Raw genomic sequence first — 15257 nt, forward strand, 5'->3', positions numbered from 1 at the left:
GCACCTTGTTCCGTTCTCCTTCCTCCGCCCCCTTCACCTTTCTCGGCTCCGTGCCCTGCTCTCCGCTCCCCGCCCTCAGTGCGTCCGGCGGGTGACGAACTCCGCCAGGGTCAGGAGGTCGCCGGCGCCGGCCAGGTCGGGGACCGCCCGGGACAGGTGGTGGACCGCGCGGGCCATCCGGTCCGCCGCGGCGATCTGCGCCCAGTCCCGGCCGCCGGCCCGCTCGACGGCGTCGGCGGCGCTGCTCACCTCGCCGGGTGTGTTCATCGATCCCCGGTAGAGCGTGGCGAGTTCGGACGCCGCCGGGGTGCCGGAGGTCAACGCGGCGACTACGGGGAGGGACTTCTTGTGGGCGACGAGATCCGCCCCGACCGGCTTGCCGGTCCGTGCCGGGTCCCCCCAGATGCCGATCAGGTCGTCGATGAGCTGGAAGGCGAGGCCCGCCTCCCGGCCGAATCCGTCCATCGCGCCGACCACCCACTCCCCCGCGCCCGCGTACAACGCGCCCAGCGCGCAGGCGCAGCCGAGCAGGGCGCCGGTCTTGGCGGTGGCCATGGTCAGGCACTCGTCCAGCGTGACCTCGTCGGGACCCCGGTCCTCGAAGGCGCAGTCGGCCTGCTGGCCCGCGCACAGCTCGATGACGCAGGTCGAGAGCCGTGCCGAGGCGCGGGCCCCGGCCGGGGACGGGTCCTCGGCGAGCAGCCGCTGGGCCAGGGCGAGCATGGCGTCGCCCGCGATGACCGCGTCGGGGATGCCGAAGACCGCCCAGGCCGTGGGCCGGTGCCGACGGGTCCGGTCCTCGTCGATGACGTCGTCGTGCAGCAGGGTGAAGTTGTGGGCCAGCTCCACGGCGACGGCTGCCCGCACCGCCTGTGCCGGGTCGCCGCCCAGTGCGCGGGCGGCGGCGAGGACCAGTGCGGGTCTGATCGCCTTGCCCGCCGGTCCCGAGGACGGGCTGCCGTCGGCCTCCTGCCAGCCGAAGTGGTACATCGCGACGCGGCGGATCGATCCGGGCAGGGATTCGACGGCGGCGCGCAGTTGGGGATCCACGAGGGCCCTGGTCCGCTCCAGGAGGATCTCGGCCTCCTGGCCCTGCGCCGCGAGGGTGGGCGGGTCGTCGGCGCCCCGCGTCGCGGGGGCGGCCGGGGCACCGACGGGTGGGGCGTCGTCGCCCGGGGCCCGGGGTGTGGGTGGTTGGGGTGCGTGATGGGTCTTCACTGGGACGTCCTCCCGAGGCCGCCCCGGGCACGGCTGCCCGGTGGCGGAGGTTGACGGGGGCCCGGACATCGTCGTCCGGGCCCCCGAGGGGCTACCGCCAGCGGCTGACCTCGACGTTTTCCAGTACGCCCAGGGCGTCCGGCACGAGGATGGCCGCGGAGTAGTAGGCCGTCACCAGGTAGGAGATGATCGCCTGCTCGTCGATCCCCATGAAGCGGACCGAGAGGCTGGGCTCGATCTCGTCGGGGATGCCGGACTGCTGGAGTCCGATGACGCCCTGCTCGGCCTCACCCGTCCTCATGCAGATGATCGACGTGGTCCGGGCGTCGGTGATCGGAATCTTGTTGGACGGGAAGATCGGCACACCCCGCCAGGCCGGCACATGGTGTCCGCCGATGTCGACGCTCTCCGGCACCAGGCCGCGCCTGTTGCACTCGCGGCCGAATGCGGCGATGGCCCTCGGGTGGGCGAGGAAAAGCTTCGAGCCGCGGCGGCGCGAGAGCAGCTCGTCCATGTCGTCGGGGCCGGGCACACCGTCGTGCGGCTGGAGGCGCTGCCCGTAGTCGCAGTTGTTGAGCAGCCCGAACTCGCGGTTGTTGATCAGCTCGTGCTCCTGGCGCTCGCGCAGCGCCTCGACCGTGAGCCGCAACTGCTGCTCGGTCTGGTTCATCGGCTGGTTGTAGAGGTCGGCGACCCGGCTGTGGACCTTCAGCACGGTCTGGGCCACGCTCAGTTCGTACTCCCGCGGCGCCGCGTCGTAGTCGACGTACGTGTGCGGGACGACGGCTTCGCCGACATGGCCGGCGGAGAGGTCGATCGCCGCCTCGCCGTACTTGTTGGTGCGCTGCTCCGGGATGCTGAGCAGTCCGGCGAGATGTTCGCGGAGCGAGTCGGCGCGCTCGGCGAGGTTCAGCACGTCCGCCCGGCTCAGCTTCAGCACTGTGCAGGCGGTGACGGCACGGGCCGTGTACTCCCAGACGGCGTCGCCGTCGACCAGGGCCTGGTCCCCGAAGTAGGCCCCGTCGGCGTGGACCCCGAGCACCGTCTCGTCCCCGTAGGGGCCGGTGCCGACCCTCTCGACCTTGCCGTGCGCCAGGAGGTAGACGCTGTCCGCCGCGTCCCCCGACGCGGCCAGTACCTGTCCCGCCGCGATCTCGCGCTGCTCGCACCGCCGGGCGAGCTCGCCCAGCACCCCCTCGTCGCCGAAGTCCCGCAGGGCGGGGAGCTCTCCGAGCTCGGCGGGGATGACCGCGACCCGGTCACCGGTCTGCACAAAGGTCACCCTGCCGTCCCCGACCGAGTAGCTCAACCTGCGGTTCACCCGGTAGGTACCACCTTGCACCTGCACCCACGGCAGCATCTTCAGCAGCCACCGCGAGGTGATCTCCTGCATCTGCGGGGCGGACTTGGTGGTCGTCGCGAGGTTCCGCGCCGCTGCCGTCCCCAGACTCTGCTGCGGCGGCACCGACGCGTTCTGAACCTCTTCACCAACGGACATCTGTGGTCCTCTCAATTTCGGCTGACCTGCGAGAAGAAGCCTTTCAGCACGGAGAGCGCCCACGCCATTACACAAAAGAGTGTGACTAATCGGCTTTGGGCTGGGCACCACGCACAGCGATACCCGCGCGACACTTTAATTTGCATCCTCGATGCAACTTATCTACGGTGAGCGTCATGCGGCTGACGAGATTCACCGACGTGGCGCTGCGCGTACTGATGCGCCTCGCCGTCGCGGAGAACGAGGACCCGCCGACCACCCGGGAGGTGGCGGCCACCATGCAGGTGCCGTACACCCACGCCGCCAAGGTCGTCGCCAGGCTCCAGCACCTCGGCCTCATCGAGGCGCGACGGGGCCGCGGCGGCGGGCTCAGCCTCACCGGAGCGGGCCGCTCCGCCTCGATCGGCGAGCTCGTCCGGGAGCTGGAGGGGCCCGGCGACGTCGTCGACTGCGAGGGCACCGCCCCCTGCCCGCTGCGCTCGGCCTGCCGGCTGCGCGGCGCCCTGCGCCGCGCGGAGGAGGCCTTCTACGCCGCCCTCGATCCGCTCACCATCACCGAACTCGTCGCATCCCCCACCGGACCGCTGCTGATCGGCATCAGCCGCGGCCGCCCGGACACCGACTGAGCCGCCACCGGCCGCACCACGGGCCCCACGCCCGGCCTCGCCCCACCCGACCTCACTCCGCCCGGTTTCGCGCTACCCGGTTCCACACTGCCCAAAAATACGAATCTCAAATACCAATTAAAATCCAAGGAGTCCCGATGCTCTCCGAGACGTCGACCGCCACCGTCCGTGCCACCCTCCCCGCCGTGGGCGCGGCCGTCGGAGACATCGCCGATCTCTTCTACCGCAAGCTCTTCGACGCCCACCCCGAGCTGCTGCGCGACCTCTTCAACCGCGGCAACCAGGCGTCCGGCGCCCAGCGGCAGGCCCTCGCGGGCTCCATCGCCGCCTTCGCGACCCAACTGATCGAGCACCCGGACACCCGCCCCGACGTGATGCTCGGCCGGATCGCGCACAAGCACGCCTCGCTCGGCGTCACCGCCGCCCAGTACGACGTCGTGCACACCCACCTGTTCGCCGCCATCGCCGAGGTGCTCGGCGACGCGGTCACCCCGGAGGTCGCAGCCGCCTGGGACGAGGTCTACTGGCTGATGGCCGGCGCCCTGATCTCGATCGAAGAACGGCTGTACGCACAGCAGGGCGTTGTCGCCGGCGACGTGTGGCGCGAGTGGGAGGTGGTCGCCCGGATCGAGGAGACCGCCGATGTCGCCACCTTCCAGCTCCGCCCGGCCGACGGAGCGCCCGCGCCCGCCTTCCGGCCCGGCCAGTACGTCTCCGTACAGGTGGAACTCCCCGACGGGGCCCGCCAGATACGCCAGTACAGCCTCTCCCGCGCCCCCGGCTCGCGACTCCGCTCGATCACCGTCAAGCAGGTGCACGGTGGCGGCTCGCCCGACGGCGAGGTCTCCCGCCATCTGCACACCGAGGTGGCGGCCGGTGACGTGCTGCGGGTCTCCGCCCCGTACGGCGATCTCGTGCTCGACTCCACCGACGCACCGCTCCTGCTCGCCTCCGCGGGCATCGGCTGCACCCCGATGCTGTCGATGCTGGAACACCTCGCGGCGACCGGCCACCGCGCCCCGGTCACCGTCGTGCACGGCGACCGCTCCCCCGCCACCCACGCGATGCGCACCGACCACGCCCTGCTCACCGGCAAACTCCCCGACGCCGCCGCCCACTTCTGGTACGAGGACCCCGGGACCGGCCACCCCGCCGACCGCACCGGCCGGGTCGATCTGAGCGGCCTCGCCGTCGCCCCCGGCACCCACGCCTATCTCTGCGGCCCCCCGCCCTTCATGCGCGCCGTACGCACCCAGTTGCTGGCCAAGGGCATCCCGGCGACCGACATCCACTACGAGGTGTTCGGCCCCGACATGTGGCTGGCACAGGACTGAATCCGGCCCAATGCTCGCGAAGTTGACCGGATCGGATCGCACACAGTCCGAACAGCCGCCGAAGGGATGACCCGGAGAGCGACATTCCGGTAAAAGCGGATCAAGGCTGGTTCCCCCCACGTACGAAGGAGACGGCCATGTCCTCCCCCATGTCCGCGAGCAGGTTCCTGGAAGTCCTGATGGACGAAGGGCTCACCGTCGTCCAGGTCGGCGACTGGCGTACCCACAACCGCGACCACAAGGGCCCCTGGGGCCCGGTCAACGGCGTGATGATCCACCACACGGTCACCGAGGGCACCGAGTCCACCGTGCGCATCTGCCGTGACGGCTACCCGGATCTGCCCGGCCCGCTCTGCCACGGCGTGATCGCCAAGGACGGCCGGGTCCATCTGGTCGGCTACGGCCGCGCCAACCACGCCGGACTCGGCGACGACGACGTCCTGCGCGCCGTCGTCGCCGAGAAGCGCCTCCCGGGCGACAACGAGGCCAATACCGACGGGAACAGGCACTTCTACGGCTTCGAGTGCGAGAACCTCGGCGACGGCAAGGACCCCTGGCCCGACGTCCAGCTCGAAGCCATCGAGAAGACCGCCGCCGCGATCTGCCGTCACCACGACTGGGGCTCCCGCTCGGTGATCGGCCACAAGGAGTGGCAGCCGGGCAAGGTCGACCCGCGCGGCTTCACGATGGACTCCATGCGGTCCCGGATCCACGAGCGCCTCAAGTGACCGGTGCCCGCCCGGCCCGGCGACAATTGCGGCATGCCCTCCGAAGCTCTCGACCTCTCCCGGCTGCGGCCGGTGCTCCCCTCGCCCCTGCGGCCGGTCGGGGACGAGCGCTTCGCACGCCACGGCGTACGGCTGCTGCTCAAGCGCGACGATCTCATCCACCCCGACCTGCCCGGCAACAAGTGGCGAAAGCTCTCCCTCAACCTGCGGGCCGCCGCCGGGCGCACCGTGCTGACCTTCGGCGGCGCGTACTCCAACCATCTGCGGGCCACCGCCGCGGCCGGGCGGCTGCTCGGCTTCCCCACCGTCGGGGTCGTGCGCGGTGACGAGCTGGCCGGCCGCCCGCTGAACCCCTCGCTCGCCCGGTGCGCCGCCGACGGGATGACCCTGCACTTCATGGACCGCGCGACCTACCGCGCGAAGGACGATCCAGAGGTCCTGGCGGGGCTGCTGAGCGCCTTCGGGGAGTGCTGTGTCATCCCGGAGGGCGGCAGCAACGCCCTGGCCGCACAGGGCTGTACAGAGCTGGGGCGCGAGTTGCGTGGCCGGGCCGATGTGGTCGCGGTGGCCTGCGGCACCGGGGGCACCCTCGCCGGTCTCGCCGCCGGCCTCGCGCCGGGGCAGCGGGCGCTCGGCATCCCGGTGCTGCGCGGCGGCTTCCTCGGGGACGCGGTGCGGGAACTGCAGGAGGAGGCCTTCGGCGGCCCGGCCGGCTCGTGGTCCCTGGACGAACGCTTCCACTTCGGCGGCTACGCCCGTACGACCCCGGGCCTGCACGCCTTCGCCGACGACTTCGAGCAGCGGCACGGCCTGCCCGTCGAGCGGCTCTACGTCGCCAAGCTGCTGTACGCGCTCGCCGAACTGTCCGAGGAGGGTGCGTTCCCTCCGGGAACCACGGTCGCGGCGGTCGTCACGGGCAGCCCTCAAGGAGCGTCCGACTCCTCCCGGTAGGCCGCCGCCTCCTCCAGGTCGAGCCGTCTGAGCAGCGTCCGCAGCATCTCGTCGTCGATCCGCCGCTCGTCCCGCAGCGTCACGAAGACCGAGCGCTCGGCGTCGATCATCTCCCTGGCCAGGCGCCGGTAGGTGTCGTCCGCCGACTCCCCGGTCACCGGATTGGCCGCACCCAGCCGCTCCCACACGGCGTTGCGGCGGCGCTCCAGAACGGTGCGCAGCCGGTCGGCGAGGGGTCCCGGCAGCTGGTTGCGGTCATCGGCGAGCAGCTCCTCCAGCCGCGCCTCGGCGGCCGCGGAGGCCTCGCTCTGGGCCTGCGCCTCGGCCAGCGTCTCGGCCTGCGCGTCGCGCTCCGGGAGCTTCAGGACCCGCACCAGCAGCGGCAGGCTGAGCCCCTGGACGACCAGGGTGCCGATGACGGTGGTGAACGTCAGGAACAGCACCAGGTTGCGGGCCGGGAAGGGGCTCCCGTCGGACATGGCGAACGGGATGGAGAAGGCGATGGCGAGCGAGACGACCCCGCGCATCCCGGCCCAGCCGACGATCAGCGGCGCCGTCCAGTTGGTGTCGGGCTCGCGTTCCCTGATCCGTTTCGACAGCCACCGGGGCAGATACGTCGCCGGGTAGACCCAGATGAAGCGGACCACGACCACGGCGAGGAAGACGAGCACCGCGTACCGCGCGGCTTCGCCCACGGCGTACGCGCCGAGCCCCTTCAGCACGAAGGGCAGCTGGAGCCCGATCAGCGCGAAGACCGCGGACTCCAGGATGAACGCGACCATCTTCCAGACCGCCGCCTCCTGGAGCCGGGTCGCGAAGTCCACCTGCCAGGACCGGTGCCCCAGATAGAGCGCCACGACGACCACGGCGAGCACCCCGGAGGCGTGCACACGCTCGGCCGCCGCGTACGCCACGAAGGGGATCAGCAGTGACAGCGTGTTCTGCAGCAGCGCCTCCTTGAGGTGGGTGCGGAGCCAGTGCAGCGGCACCATCAGCGCCAGGCCGACCACGACGCCGCCGACCGCGGCGAGGAAGAACTCGCCGATCCCCGCGCCCCAGCTGATGCCCTCGCCCACGGCGGCGGCGAGCGCCACCTTGTACGCGGTGATCGCGGTGGCGTCGTTCACCAGGGACTCGCCCTGCAGGACCGTCGTGACCCGGCCGGGCAGCCCGACCCGGCGCGCGATCGCGGCGGCCGTGACCGCGTCCGGCGGGGCGACGACCGCGCCGAGCACCAGCGCGGCGGTGAGCGGCAGGTCGGGCACCAGGCGGTACGCCAGCCAGCCGACCGCGACGGTCGCGAACAGGACGTAACCGACCGAGAGCAGCGCGACCGGCCGGAGATTGGCCCGCAGATCGAGGTACGAGCTGTCGACGGCCGCTGTGTAGAGCAGCGGCGGCAGCAGCAGCGGCAGCACGACGTGCGCGTCCAGGGTGTACGTGGGCACCCCGGGCAGATAGGAGGCGATCAGGCCCACGGCGACGAGCAGCAGCGGGGCCGGCACCGGGGTGCGGCGGGCCGCCCCCGCGACCGCCGCACTGGCCGCGACCAGTCCCACCAGCGGCAATACGTCCATTCCACGGTCCTCGCATCCGCATTTCACGGTCCACGCATCCGTCGTAACCTGACAATCATGAGTGACTGCCCTCACATGTCCGGACTGCCGCGCCCCGAACCGGCCCCGCTCAGCGAGACCTGTCCGGGCTGCCTCGCGGCCGGCACCCACCCCGTGCAGCTGCGGCTCTGCCTGGTCTGCGGCCATGTCGGCTGCTGCGATTCGTCACCCCTGCAGCACGCCACGGGGCACTACAAGGAGACCGGTCACCCGGTGATGCGGAGCTTCGAGCCCGGCGAGAGCTGGCGCTGGTGCTTCGAGGACGGTTCGATCGTCTGACGTCTGGGTACGTCAAACCGGCGCCGGTTGTTCGTAATTGACCGCCGCAGACCTCTAGCCACTGTGTGTACTCATGGGTTTACCATGAGTGACAGCCATGGGCTGGGGCTCTGGCGACACGGCATCATGGGTCGCGATAGCGTCGCGGACCAGAACCGAAGACGTACCACATGGCTCCGGGGCACCCTTCCCGGATCCTCGAAAGAGTTTGTGCCACCTTGGAGGTGAGGGTGTCCCAGATCGCAGGCGAGCCCGGGAATCAGGACTTCGTAGAGGTCCGGCTGCCCGCTGCGGGTGCCTACCTGTCGGTGCTGCGTACGGCCACGGCCGGTCTCGCAGCACGCTTGGACTTCACTCTCGACGAGATCGAGGATCTTCGCATCGCGGTCGACGAGGCCTGCGCGATCCTGCTTCAGCAGGCCGTGCCGGGCTCCGTCCTCAGCTGCGTCTTCCGGCTCGTCGAGGATTCTCTCGAGGTCACGGTGGCCGCCCCCACGACGGACGGACGGGCACCGGAGCGCGACACCTTCGCCTGGACGGTGCTCTCCGCACTGGCCGGGAAGGTCGACTCCTCGGTGGCCGACGACCGTACGGTCAGCATCAGCCTCTACAAACAGCGCGGCGCGGGACCCGGGCCGGCGTGAGCAACGGGAACGGGGACGGTCCTGTGCGGGACGAAACGATGCGACCAGGGGTGGTGCGCGCAGCAGGCATCCCGGAACAGCAGGCCCTGCCCCATCCGGTGGACGGGGCGGACGGGCCTGTGGGCCGTACGGTCGCGGTGGAGCAGTCGCAGGCGGAGCGGGCAGGCCAGATGAGCGAGCACGGGCACCACGATCCACACGACCGCAGCGGGGCGCGGGCGCTGTTCATCGAACTGCGCGCGCTGCCCGACGGGTCGCCCGAGAAGGCGGAGCTGCGCAATCGGCTGGTGCGGATGCATCTGCCGCTCGTGGAGCATCTGGCCCGCCGGTTCCGCAATCGCGGCGAGCCGCTGGACGACCTGACCCAGGTCGCCACGATCGGCCTGATCAAATCGGTGGACCGGTTCGACCCGGACCGCGGCGTCGAGTTCTCGACGTACGCGACCCCGACGGTCGTCGGCGAGATCAAGCGCCATTTCCGCGACAAGGGCTGGGCGGTCCGGGTACCGCGCCGGCTCCAGGAGCTGCGGCTCTCGCTGACCACGGCCACCGCCGAGCTCTCCCAGCAGCATGGCCGCTCGCCGACGGTCCACGAGCTGGCGGAGCGGCTGGGCATCTCCGAGGAAGAGGTCCTGGAGGGCCTGGAATCGGCGAACGCGTACAGCACGCTCTCGCTGGACGTGCCGGACACGGACGACGAGTCCCCCGCGGTCGCGGACACGCTGGGTTCCGAGGACGAGGCGCTGGAGGGCGTCGAGTACCGGGAGTCGCTCAAGCCGCTGCTGGAGGACCTGCCGCCGCGCGAGAAGCGGATTCTGCTGCTGCGCTTCTTCGGCAACATGACCCAGTCGCAGATCGCGCAGGAGGTCGGCATCTCGCAGATGCACGTCTCGCGGCTGCTGGCCCGCACGCTCGCGCAGCTGCGCGAGCGGCTGCTCGTCGAGGAGTAGCGGGCAGGGCCGCTCGCGGGCGCGGGCCCTCCCGTGCCCGCGGCGGTCCGGTGCCGCCGTGCCGCTCCGCCCGGACATCGGGCGGCCGGCTCAGCCCTCCGGCGTGGTGCCCGGCCGGCGGATGCCGAGTGCCTCGATGGTCGTCGGCCTGACCAGCTGGTAGAGCGCCGTCAGCGTCACCGCGGCGAGAACGATCCCGGCCGGGATCAGCACGCCGTGCGACCTCAGCAGCGTCCAGGCCACCGGGAGCGCGATGATCTGCGTGATGAGCGCGGGGCCGCGGCTCCAGCTGCGCCGCCGCAGCAGACCACGGGCGGCGAACAACGGGATCAGGGCGAGCGCGATCAGCGTCAGACCGCCCATCTCCGCCTGCTGCGGGCTCTCGGGGCGTCCGAGCAGACCCATGACCAGCATGTAGATCCCGCCGATGACCAGCGCCGCCCCTTCCAGGGCGGTGAGCGCGGCAACGAGAGTGATCCTGCTCGGCTTCGCCGGTTCGAGCCTCGGCGAGGGCGACGAGGCGGGCGTGTTCTGCTGAGTACTCACCCTTGCAGGTTGGCATTCCGGCGCCGCGAAAGCGAAGCCGGGGTCGGAATCGGTACGGGAACGGACGGCCGGCCCGCCCCCGCAGCACCCGGGTCGTCACCGAGCGTGAATGTCATGGGGCGGGACTTCAGAGTGATACCGCGCGGTAGGTAGTCTGGCGGTCATGCGCGCACTCCTCGTGGTCAATCCAGCTGCTACCACCACCAGTGCGCGGACGCGTGACGTGCTCATCCACGCGCTGGCCAGCGAGATGAAGCTGGAGGCCGTGACCACGGAATACCGGGGCCACGCCCGGGACCTGGGGCGACGCGCCGCGGATGCCGACGACATCAATCTGGTGGTCGCCCTGGGCGGCGACGGCACGGTCAACGAGGTCGTCAACGGTCTCCTCCACAACGGCCCCGATCTGGATCGCCTGCCGAGCCTCGCGGTGGTTCCCGGCGGCTCCACCAATGTCTTCGCGCGCGCCCTTGGCCTGCCCAACGACGCGGTGGAGGCGACCGGCGCGATCCTGGACGCGCTCGCCAACCGGACCGAACGCACGGTCGGCCTCGGACTGGCGGCCGGCACCCCCGGCACCGAGGACGAGTCGGTCCCGGAACGCTGGTTCACCTTCTGCGCCGGACTCGGATTCGACGCGGGCGTGGTCGGCCGGGTCGAACAGCAACGCGAACGCGGCAAGCGTTCCACGCACGCGCTCTATGTACGCCAGGTGGTCCGGCAATTCCTCGACGAGCCGCACCGCAGACAGGGCGTGATGACCCTGGAGACCCCCGGGCACGAACCGGTCACCGACCTGGCACTGTCCATAATTTCCAATACCGCGCCCTGGTCCTACCTGGGCAATCGTCCGTTGTACGCCTCGCCGAAGGCCACTTTCGACACCGGCCTGGACGTGCTCGGACTGAAGCGGCTCTCCACTCCGGCGGTCGCTCGTTACGGCACCCAGCTGCTCACTTCGAGTCCGGAGAAGGGCCCGTCCGGCAAGCACGCCGTTTCACTTCATGACCTCACGGACTTCACCTTGCATTCAAAGGTGCCACTGCCTTTCCAGATGGACGGCGACCACCTGGGAGTGCGCACAAGTGTGACGTTCACAGGCGTACGCCGTGCACTGCGTGTGATTGTGTGAGTGGAAGGGACCAAAGTCCTTTAACTCGAACGTTTGGGCTGGGCTCCACCCCATAGAAGTACGGCTGTGACCTAGTCGACACCGAGGAATCAAAAAAAAGTTTCCAGAAGGGGTTGTATCCGCCGCCGAGGTTTGCGAATCTCTACATGGCGATCGGGACGGCCCGCAACACCAGCCTCCACTGAAAGCCAGAACCCCTCCTCACTGCACAGGACCACAACCAGTTCATCTGGGCGTCGGCCCGTCATCTGCGGGGGGATTCGTGAAAGCGTTCACATTCACAAGCACCAGTATGTAATACCAAGGAGAGGTAGCAGCCATGGACTGGCGTCACAACGCCGTTTGTCGTGAGGAAGACCCCGAGCTGTTCTTCCCCATCGGCAACACCGGTCCTGCGCTGCTGCAGATCGAGGAAGCCAAGGCCGTCTGCCGTCGCTGCCCCGTCATGGAGCAGTGCCTGCAGTGGGCGCTCGAGTCCGGCCAGGACTCCGGCGTCTGGGGTGGCCTCAGCGAGGACGAGCGCCGCGCGATGAAGCGCCGTGCCGCTCGCAACCGGGCGCGTAACGCCAGCGCCTGACCGACGCCACCGCTACGAGCCTCAGCCAGGCGGCGCGTACAGAGCGTACGCACAACCCCGCCCCCCGAGTCGCAGCGCGCAGTACCCCCGAAGCGCACGCATGAACAGTGAGCCCGGACCGTGACAACGGTCCGGGCTCACTGCTGTGTTCATGGCCTCGTTCCTGCCGCCCGTCCGTCCACGCGGGCGAACGGACGAACAGGCGGACCGGAAGGGCTACTTCTGGGACCGGACCGGGATGTCGAGCACGACCTGGGTGCCACGCTCGGGGGCCGGGACCATGCCGAAGGTTCCGCCCAACTCGCCTTCCACCAGCGTCCGGACGATCTGCAGCCCCAGATTGCCGGCGCGCTGCGGGTCGAATCCCTCGGGCAGACCGCATCCGTCGTCCTGGACCCTGATCAGCAGCCGCGTCCCGGCGGAGGAGCCGCCGCGCACCGCGGACACCTCCACCGTGCCGGACTCGGCAGGAGTGAAGGCGTGTTCCAGGGCGTTCTGCAGGACTTCCGTGAGCACCATCGCCAGCGGCGTGGCCACTTCGGCGTCGAGGATGCCGAAGCGTCCCGTCCGGCGGCAGGTGACCTTGCCCGGTGAGATTTCGGCGACCATCGCGATGACGCGGTCGGCGATCTCGTCGAACTCCACCCGCTCGTCCAGATTCTGGGACAGCGTCTCATGAACGATGGCGATCGAACCGACGCGCCGTACCGCCTCGTTGAGCGCCTCGCGGCCCCGTACGGAGTCCATCCGCCGGGCCTGGAGCCGCAACAGGGCGGCCACGGTCTGGAGGTTGTTCTTCACCCGGTGGTGGATCTCCCGGATGGTGGCGTCCTTGGTGATCAACTCACGTTCGCGACGGCGGAGTTCGGTGACGTCCCGGAGCAGGACCAGGGAGCCGATGCGGACGCCCTTGGGCTTGAGCGGGATCGCCCGGAGCTGGATCACCCCGCCCGCGCACTCGACTTCGAACTCCCGGGGCGCGTAGCCGCTGGCCAGCTTGACCAGCGCCTCGTCCACCGGGCCCCGGGAAGGGGCGAGTTCGGCGGTGATCCCGCCCAGGTGCTGGCCGACCAGGTCGGAGGCGAGGCCGAGCCGGTGGTACGCGGACAGCCCGTTGGGGCTGGCGTACTGGACGACTCCGTCGGCGTCGAGCCGGATCAGCCCGTCGCCGACGCGCGGCGAGGCGTCCATGTCGACCTGCTGGCCGGGGAAGGGGAAGGACCCGGCGGCGATCATCTGGGCCAGGTCGGAGGCCGACTGGAGGTAGGTGAGCTCCAGTCTGGACGGGGTCCGGACGGTGAGCAGGTTGGTGTTGCGTGCGATGACCCCGAGGACCCGGCCCTCCCTGCGTACGGGGATCGACTCGACCCGTACCGGCACCTCCTCGCGCCACTCCGGGTCGCCCTCGCGCACGATCCGGCCCTCGTCCAGCGCCGCGTCCAGCAGCGGACGCCGGCCGCGCGGCACCAGGTGCCCGACCATGTCGTCCTGGTAGGAGGTGGGGCCGGTGTTGGGGCGCATCTGTGCCACGGACACATAGCGGGTGCCGTCGCGGGTGGGGACCCAGAGCACGAGGTCGGCGAAGGACAGGTCGGAGAGCAGCTGCCACTCCGAGACCAGCAGATGCAGCCACTCCAGGTCGGTGTCGCTGAGGGCTGTGTGCTGGCGGACGAGGTCGTTCATGGAGGGCACGTGTGCGAGCGTACCCGCGGATGGGCATTGGTTCCGAACCGAACGACCTGGCCGCGCGTGCAGAGGGAGGAGGCCGGAAAATTGCGGCTCTCCTATGGATGGACACGGGTGAATGGTCTAGTCCACAATGCTGAAGACAGATCTTCCGCTCTCCCCGCACAGGAGGGCGGATCGAGGTACCGCGCTCTCTGCCCTGACCGCGTCGGTACCTCATCCCCGGCCGGGGGCACCGCACACCGCCGGCCGAACAGACCGTCCGTGATGGCCGGTCTTACTCCGGGCTGCGGTGCCGGACGGGCTGAGGGTCCCGTCCCGGCGCCGTGGCCCGCGGGTGTTCCCGGGGCCGTCCGCCGCGTTCAGCGGGTCTCGGTGACCTTGGCCAGGGCGCGGGGCGCGTCCGGGTCCTGGCCCCGGGCGATCGTCACCTCGTACGCCAGCATCTGCAGCGGCAGGATCTCCAGGACCGGCTGGAGCTCCTCGGCGACCCCGGCCGTCGGCAGTACGAAGCCCGCGGATGCCGCCTCCACCTGGGCCTTCGGGCCGACCACGAAGAGGTCCGCGCCGCGTCCGCGCAGCCGGTCCAGGACCGGCTGGAGCGCCTCGCCGCCCCGGCCGTCGGTGACCACGGCGATCACCGGGGAGATGTTGTCGACCATGGCGAGCGGGCCGTGCAGCAGGTCGGCGCCCGAGTACGAGAGAGCCGGGATGTAACTGGTCTCCATCAGCTTCAGGGCGGCTTCCTTGGCGGTGGGGTAGCCGTAGCCGCGGGAGGTGATGACCATGCGCTCGGCGAAGCGGTAGCGCGACGCCAGGGCCCTGACCTCGTCCTTGCGGGCCAGGATCTCCTCGGCCCGCTCCGGCAGGACCTCGGCCGCCGAGCCGTCGCCGCCGGCCAGCCCCTCCACGAAGAGATAGAGGGACAGGAGCGAGGCGGTGTACGTCTTGGTGGCCGGGAGGGCCTTCTCCGGGCCCGCCAGGATGTCGATGTGGTACTCGGAGACGGCGGACAGCGGCGAGTCCCGGTTGTTGGTGACGGCCAGGGTGATCGCACCGGCCTCGCGCGCCGCCCTGGTGGACGCCACCAGGTCGGGCGAGCCGCCGGACTGGCTGACGGTGATGACGAGGACGTCCCTGAGGTCCGGCTTCGCACCGTAGGCGGTGGTGGTCGACATCGAGGCGAGACCGCAGGGCAGGCCGAGCCGGATCTCCAGCAGGTACTTGGCGTACAGCGCGGCGTTGTCCGAGGTGCCCCGGGCGGTGAGCAGGACGAAGCGCGGCTTCCTCGCCGCGACGGCGGCGGCCACCTCGCGGATCCCGGGGGCGCCCCGGTCGAGGATGCGCCGGAGCATCGCGGGCTGCTCGGCCATCTCGCCGGACATGATCCTGCCCGGCTGCTCGCTCTCCTCGGCCGGAGATGTGGCGGACATGTCGAGTGCCTCCCAGCGGGGTCCCGGTGCGTCGGCAGC

The 15257-nt window shown here is 70.6% G+C and carries 15 protein-coding genes; 9 read left to right on the top strand and 6 right to left on the bottom strand.

The features are described 5' to 3' along the window. Positions 1-75: 75 nt before the first annotated feature. Positions 76-1218, bottom strand: a complete 1143-nt coding sequence (locus tag OG520_RS13215; RefSeq protein WP_406013306.1) for a family 2 encapsulin nanocompartment cargo protein polyprenyl transferase — start codon at positions 1216-1218, stop codon at positions 76-78. A gap of 91 nt (positions 1219-1309) precedes the next feature. Next, on the bottom strand, positions 1310-2716 hold the full coding sequence (locus OG520_RS13220) for a family 2B encapsulin nanocompartment shell protein (RefSeq protein ID WP_406013307.1): 1407 nt from the start codon (positions 2714-2716) through the stop codon (positions 1310-1312). 176 nt (positions 2717-2892) lie between these two features. Here OG520_RS13220 and OG520_RS13225 point away from each other — a divergent pair, with 176 nt between their 5' ends. From OG520_RS13225 to OG520_RS13240, 4 genes are all read left to right on the top strand, one after another. Then, entirely contained in the window at positions 2893-3342 is a 450-nt protein-coding gene (locus OG520_RS13225) for an RrF2 family transcriptional regulator (RefSeq protein WP_399328898.1), read from the top strand. 137 nt (positions 3343-3479) lie between these two features. Beyond that, positions 3480-4676 (top strand): globin domain-containing protein, encoded by a 1197-nt coding sequence (locus OG520_RS13230; RefSeq protein WP_406013308.1) that lies wholly within the window; start codon positions 3480-3482, stop codon positions 4674-4676. A 137-nt stretch (positions 4677-4813) separates the two neighbouring features. Further along, positions 4814-5404, top strand: a complete 591-nt coding sequence (locus tag OG520_RS13235; RefSeq protein WP_385329354.1) for an N-acetylmuramoyl-L-alanine amidase — start codon at positions 4814-4816, stop codon at positions 5402-5404. 33 nt (positions 5405-5437) lie between these two features. Further along, the gene (locus OG520_RS13240; protein WP_406013309.1) at positions 5438-6355 is read left to right on the top strand and encodes a 1-aminocyclopropane-1-carboxylate deaminase/D-cysteine desulfhydrase; all 918 of its coding nucleotides are present in this window, start codon (positions 5438-5440) and stop codon (positions 6353-6355) included. On the opposite strand, the gene OG520_RS13245 is transcribed toward OG520_RS13240, so the two are convergent. Further along, the gene (locus OG520_RS13245; RefSeq protein ID WP_406013310.1) at positions 6328-7932 is read right to left on the bottom strand and encodes a Na+/H+ antiporter; all 1605 of its coding nucleotides are present in this window, start codon (positions 7930-7932) and stop codon (positions 6328-6330) included. The genes OG520_RS13240 and OG520_RS13245 overlap by 28 nt on opposite strands. A 57-nt stretch (positions 7933-7989) precedes the next feature. On the opposite strand from OG520_RS13245, the gene OG520_RS13250 reads away from it, so the two are divergent. The 3 genes from OG520_RS13250 (at position 7990) to OG520_RS13260 (ending at position 9844) form a co-directional block, all read left to right on the top strand. Beyond that, the gene (locus OG520_RS13250; protein ID WP_399328893.1) at positions 7990-8250 is read left to right on the top strand and encodes a UBP-type zinc finger domain-containing protein; all 261 of its coding nucleotides are present in this window, start codon (positions 7990-7992) and stop codon (positions 8248-8250) included. Between the two features lie 230 nt (positions 8251-8480). Continuing rightward, entirely contained in the window at positions 8481-8894 is a 414-nt protein-coding gene (locus tag OG520_RS13255) for an anti-sigma regulatory factor (protein ID WP_072483809.1), read from the top strand. Then, positions 8891-9844 (top strand): RNA polymerase sigma factor SigF, encoded by a 954-nt coding sequence (locus tag OG520_RS13260; protein ID WP_371095424.1) that lies wholly within the window; start codon positions 8891-8893, stop codon positions 9842-9844. The genes OG520_RS13255 and OG520_RS13260 overlap by 4 nt, the downstream gene beginning before the upstream one ends. A 90-nt stretch (positions 9845-9934) precedes the next feature. On the opposite strand, the gene OG520_RS13265 is transcribed toward OG520_RS13260, so the two are convergent. Continuing rightward, positions 9935-10390 (bottom strand): hypothetical protein, encoded by a 456-nt coding sequence (locus OG520_RS13265; RefSeq protein ID WP_406013311.1) that lies wholly within the window; start codon positions 10388-10390, stop codon positions 9935-9937. Positions 10391-10553: 163 nt separating this feature from the next. Between OG520_RS13265 and OG520_RS13270 the strand changes: the two genes are divergently transcribed. Continuing rightward, complete coding sequence (locus OG520_RS13270) at positions 10554-11522, top strand: diacylglycerol/lipid kinase family protein (RefSeq protein WP_406013312.1); 969 nt, start codon at positions 10554-10556, stop codon at positions 11520-11522. Positions 11523-11841: 319 nt separating this feature from the next. Beyond that, on the top strand, positions 11842-12099 hold the full coding sequence (locus tag OG520_RS13275; protein ID WP_003953983.1) for a WhiB family transcriptional regulator: 258 nt from the start codon (positions 11842-11844) through the stop codon (positions 12097-12099). A gap of 216 nt (positions 12100-12315) precedes the next feature. Here OG520_RS13275 and OG520_RS13280 read toward each other — a convergent pair whose 3' ends face one another. Together OG520_RS13280 and OG520_RS13285 are read right to left on the bottom strand one after the other, a co-directional pair. Beyond that, a complete protein-coding gene (locus OG520_RS13280; RefSeq protein WP_406016476.1) occupies positions 12316-13782 on the bottom strand; it encodes a histidine kinase N-terminal domain-containing protein in 1467 nt (488 codons plus the stop codon). Between the two features lie 365 nt (positions 13783-14147). Next, the gene (locus tag OG520_RS13285; protein WP_266414487.1) at positions 14148-15218 is read right to left on the bottom strand and encodes an SIS domain-containing protein; all 1071 of its coding nucleotides are present in this window, start codon (positions 15216-15218) and stop codon (positions 14148-14150) included. Between the last annotated feature and the right edge of the window lie 39 nt (positions 15219-15257).

Source organism: Streptomyces sp. NBC_00984, from assembly GCF_045162475.1.
GTDB lineage: Bacteria > Actinomycetota > Actinomycetes > Streptomycetales > Streptomycetaceae > Streptomyces.

Bases quoted from the DNA above. Each gene is read 5' to 3' on its own strand.
- OG520_RS13220 (WP_406013307.1), bottom strand. From the start codon at position 2,716: ATGTCCGTTGGTGAAGAGGTTCAGAACGCGTCGGTGCCGCCGCAGCAG.
- OG520_RS13225 (WP_399328898.1), top strand. From the start codon at position 2,893: ATGCGGCTGACGAGATTCACCGACGTGGCGCTGCGCGTACTGATGCGC.
- OG520_RS13230 (WP_406013308.1), top strand. From the start codon at position 3,480: ATGCTCTCCGAGACGTCGACCGCCACCGTCCGTGCCACCCTCCCCGCC.
- OG520_RS13235 (WP_385329354.1), top strand. From the start codon at position 4,814: ATGTCCTCCCCCATGTCCGCGAGCAGGTTCCTGGAAGTCCTGATGGAC.
- OG520_RS13240 (WP_406013309.1), top strand. From the start codon at position 5,438: ATGCCCTCCGAAGCTCTCGACCTCTCCCGGCTGCGGCCGGTGCTCCCC.
- OG520_RS13245 (WP_406013310.1), bottom strand. From the start codon at position 7,932: ATGGACGTATTGCCGCTGGTGGGACTGGTCGCGGCCAGTGCGGCGGTC.
- OG520_RS13250 (WP_399328893.1), top strand. From the start codon at position 7,990: ATGAGTGACTGCCCTCACATGTCCGGACTGCCGCGCCCCGAACCGGCC.
- OG520_RS13270 (WP_406013312.1), top strand. From the start codon at position 10,554: ATGCGCGCACTCCTCGTGGTCAATCCAGCTGCTACCACCACCAGTGCG.
- OG520_RS13275 (WP_003953983.1), top strand. From the start codon at position 11,842: ATGGACTGGCGTCACAACGCCGTTTGTCGTGAGGAAGACCCCGAGCTG.
- OG520_RS13280 (WP_406016476.1), bottom strand. From the start codon at position 13,782: ATGAACGACCTCGTCCGCCAGCACACAGCCCTCAGCGACACCGACCTG.
- OG520_RS13285 (WP_266414487.1), bottom strand. From the start codon at position 15,218: ATGTCCGCCACATCTCCGGCCGAGGAGAGCGAGCAGCCGGGCAGGATC.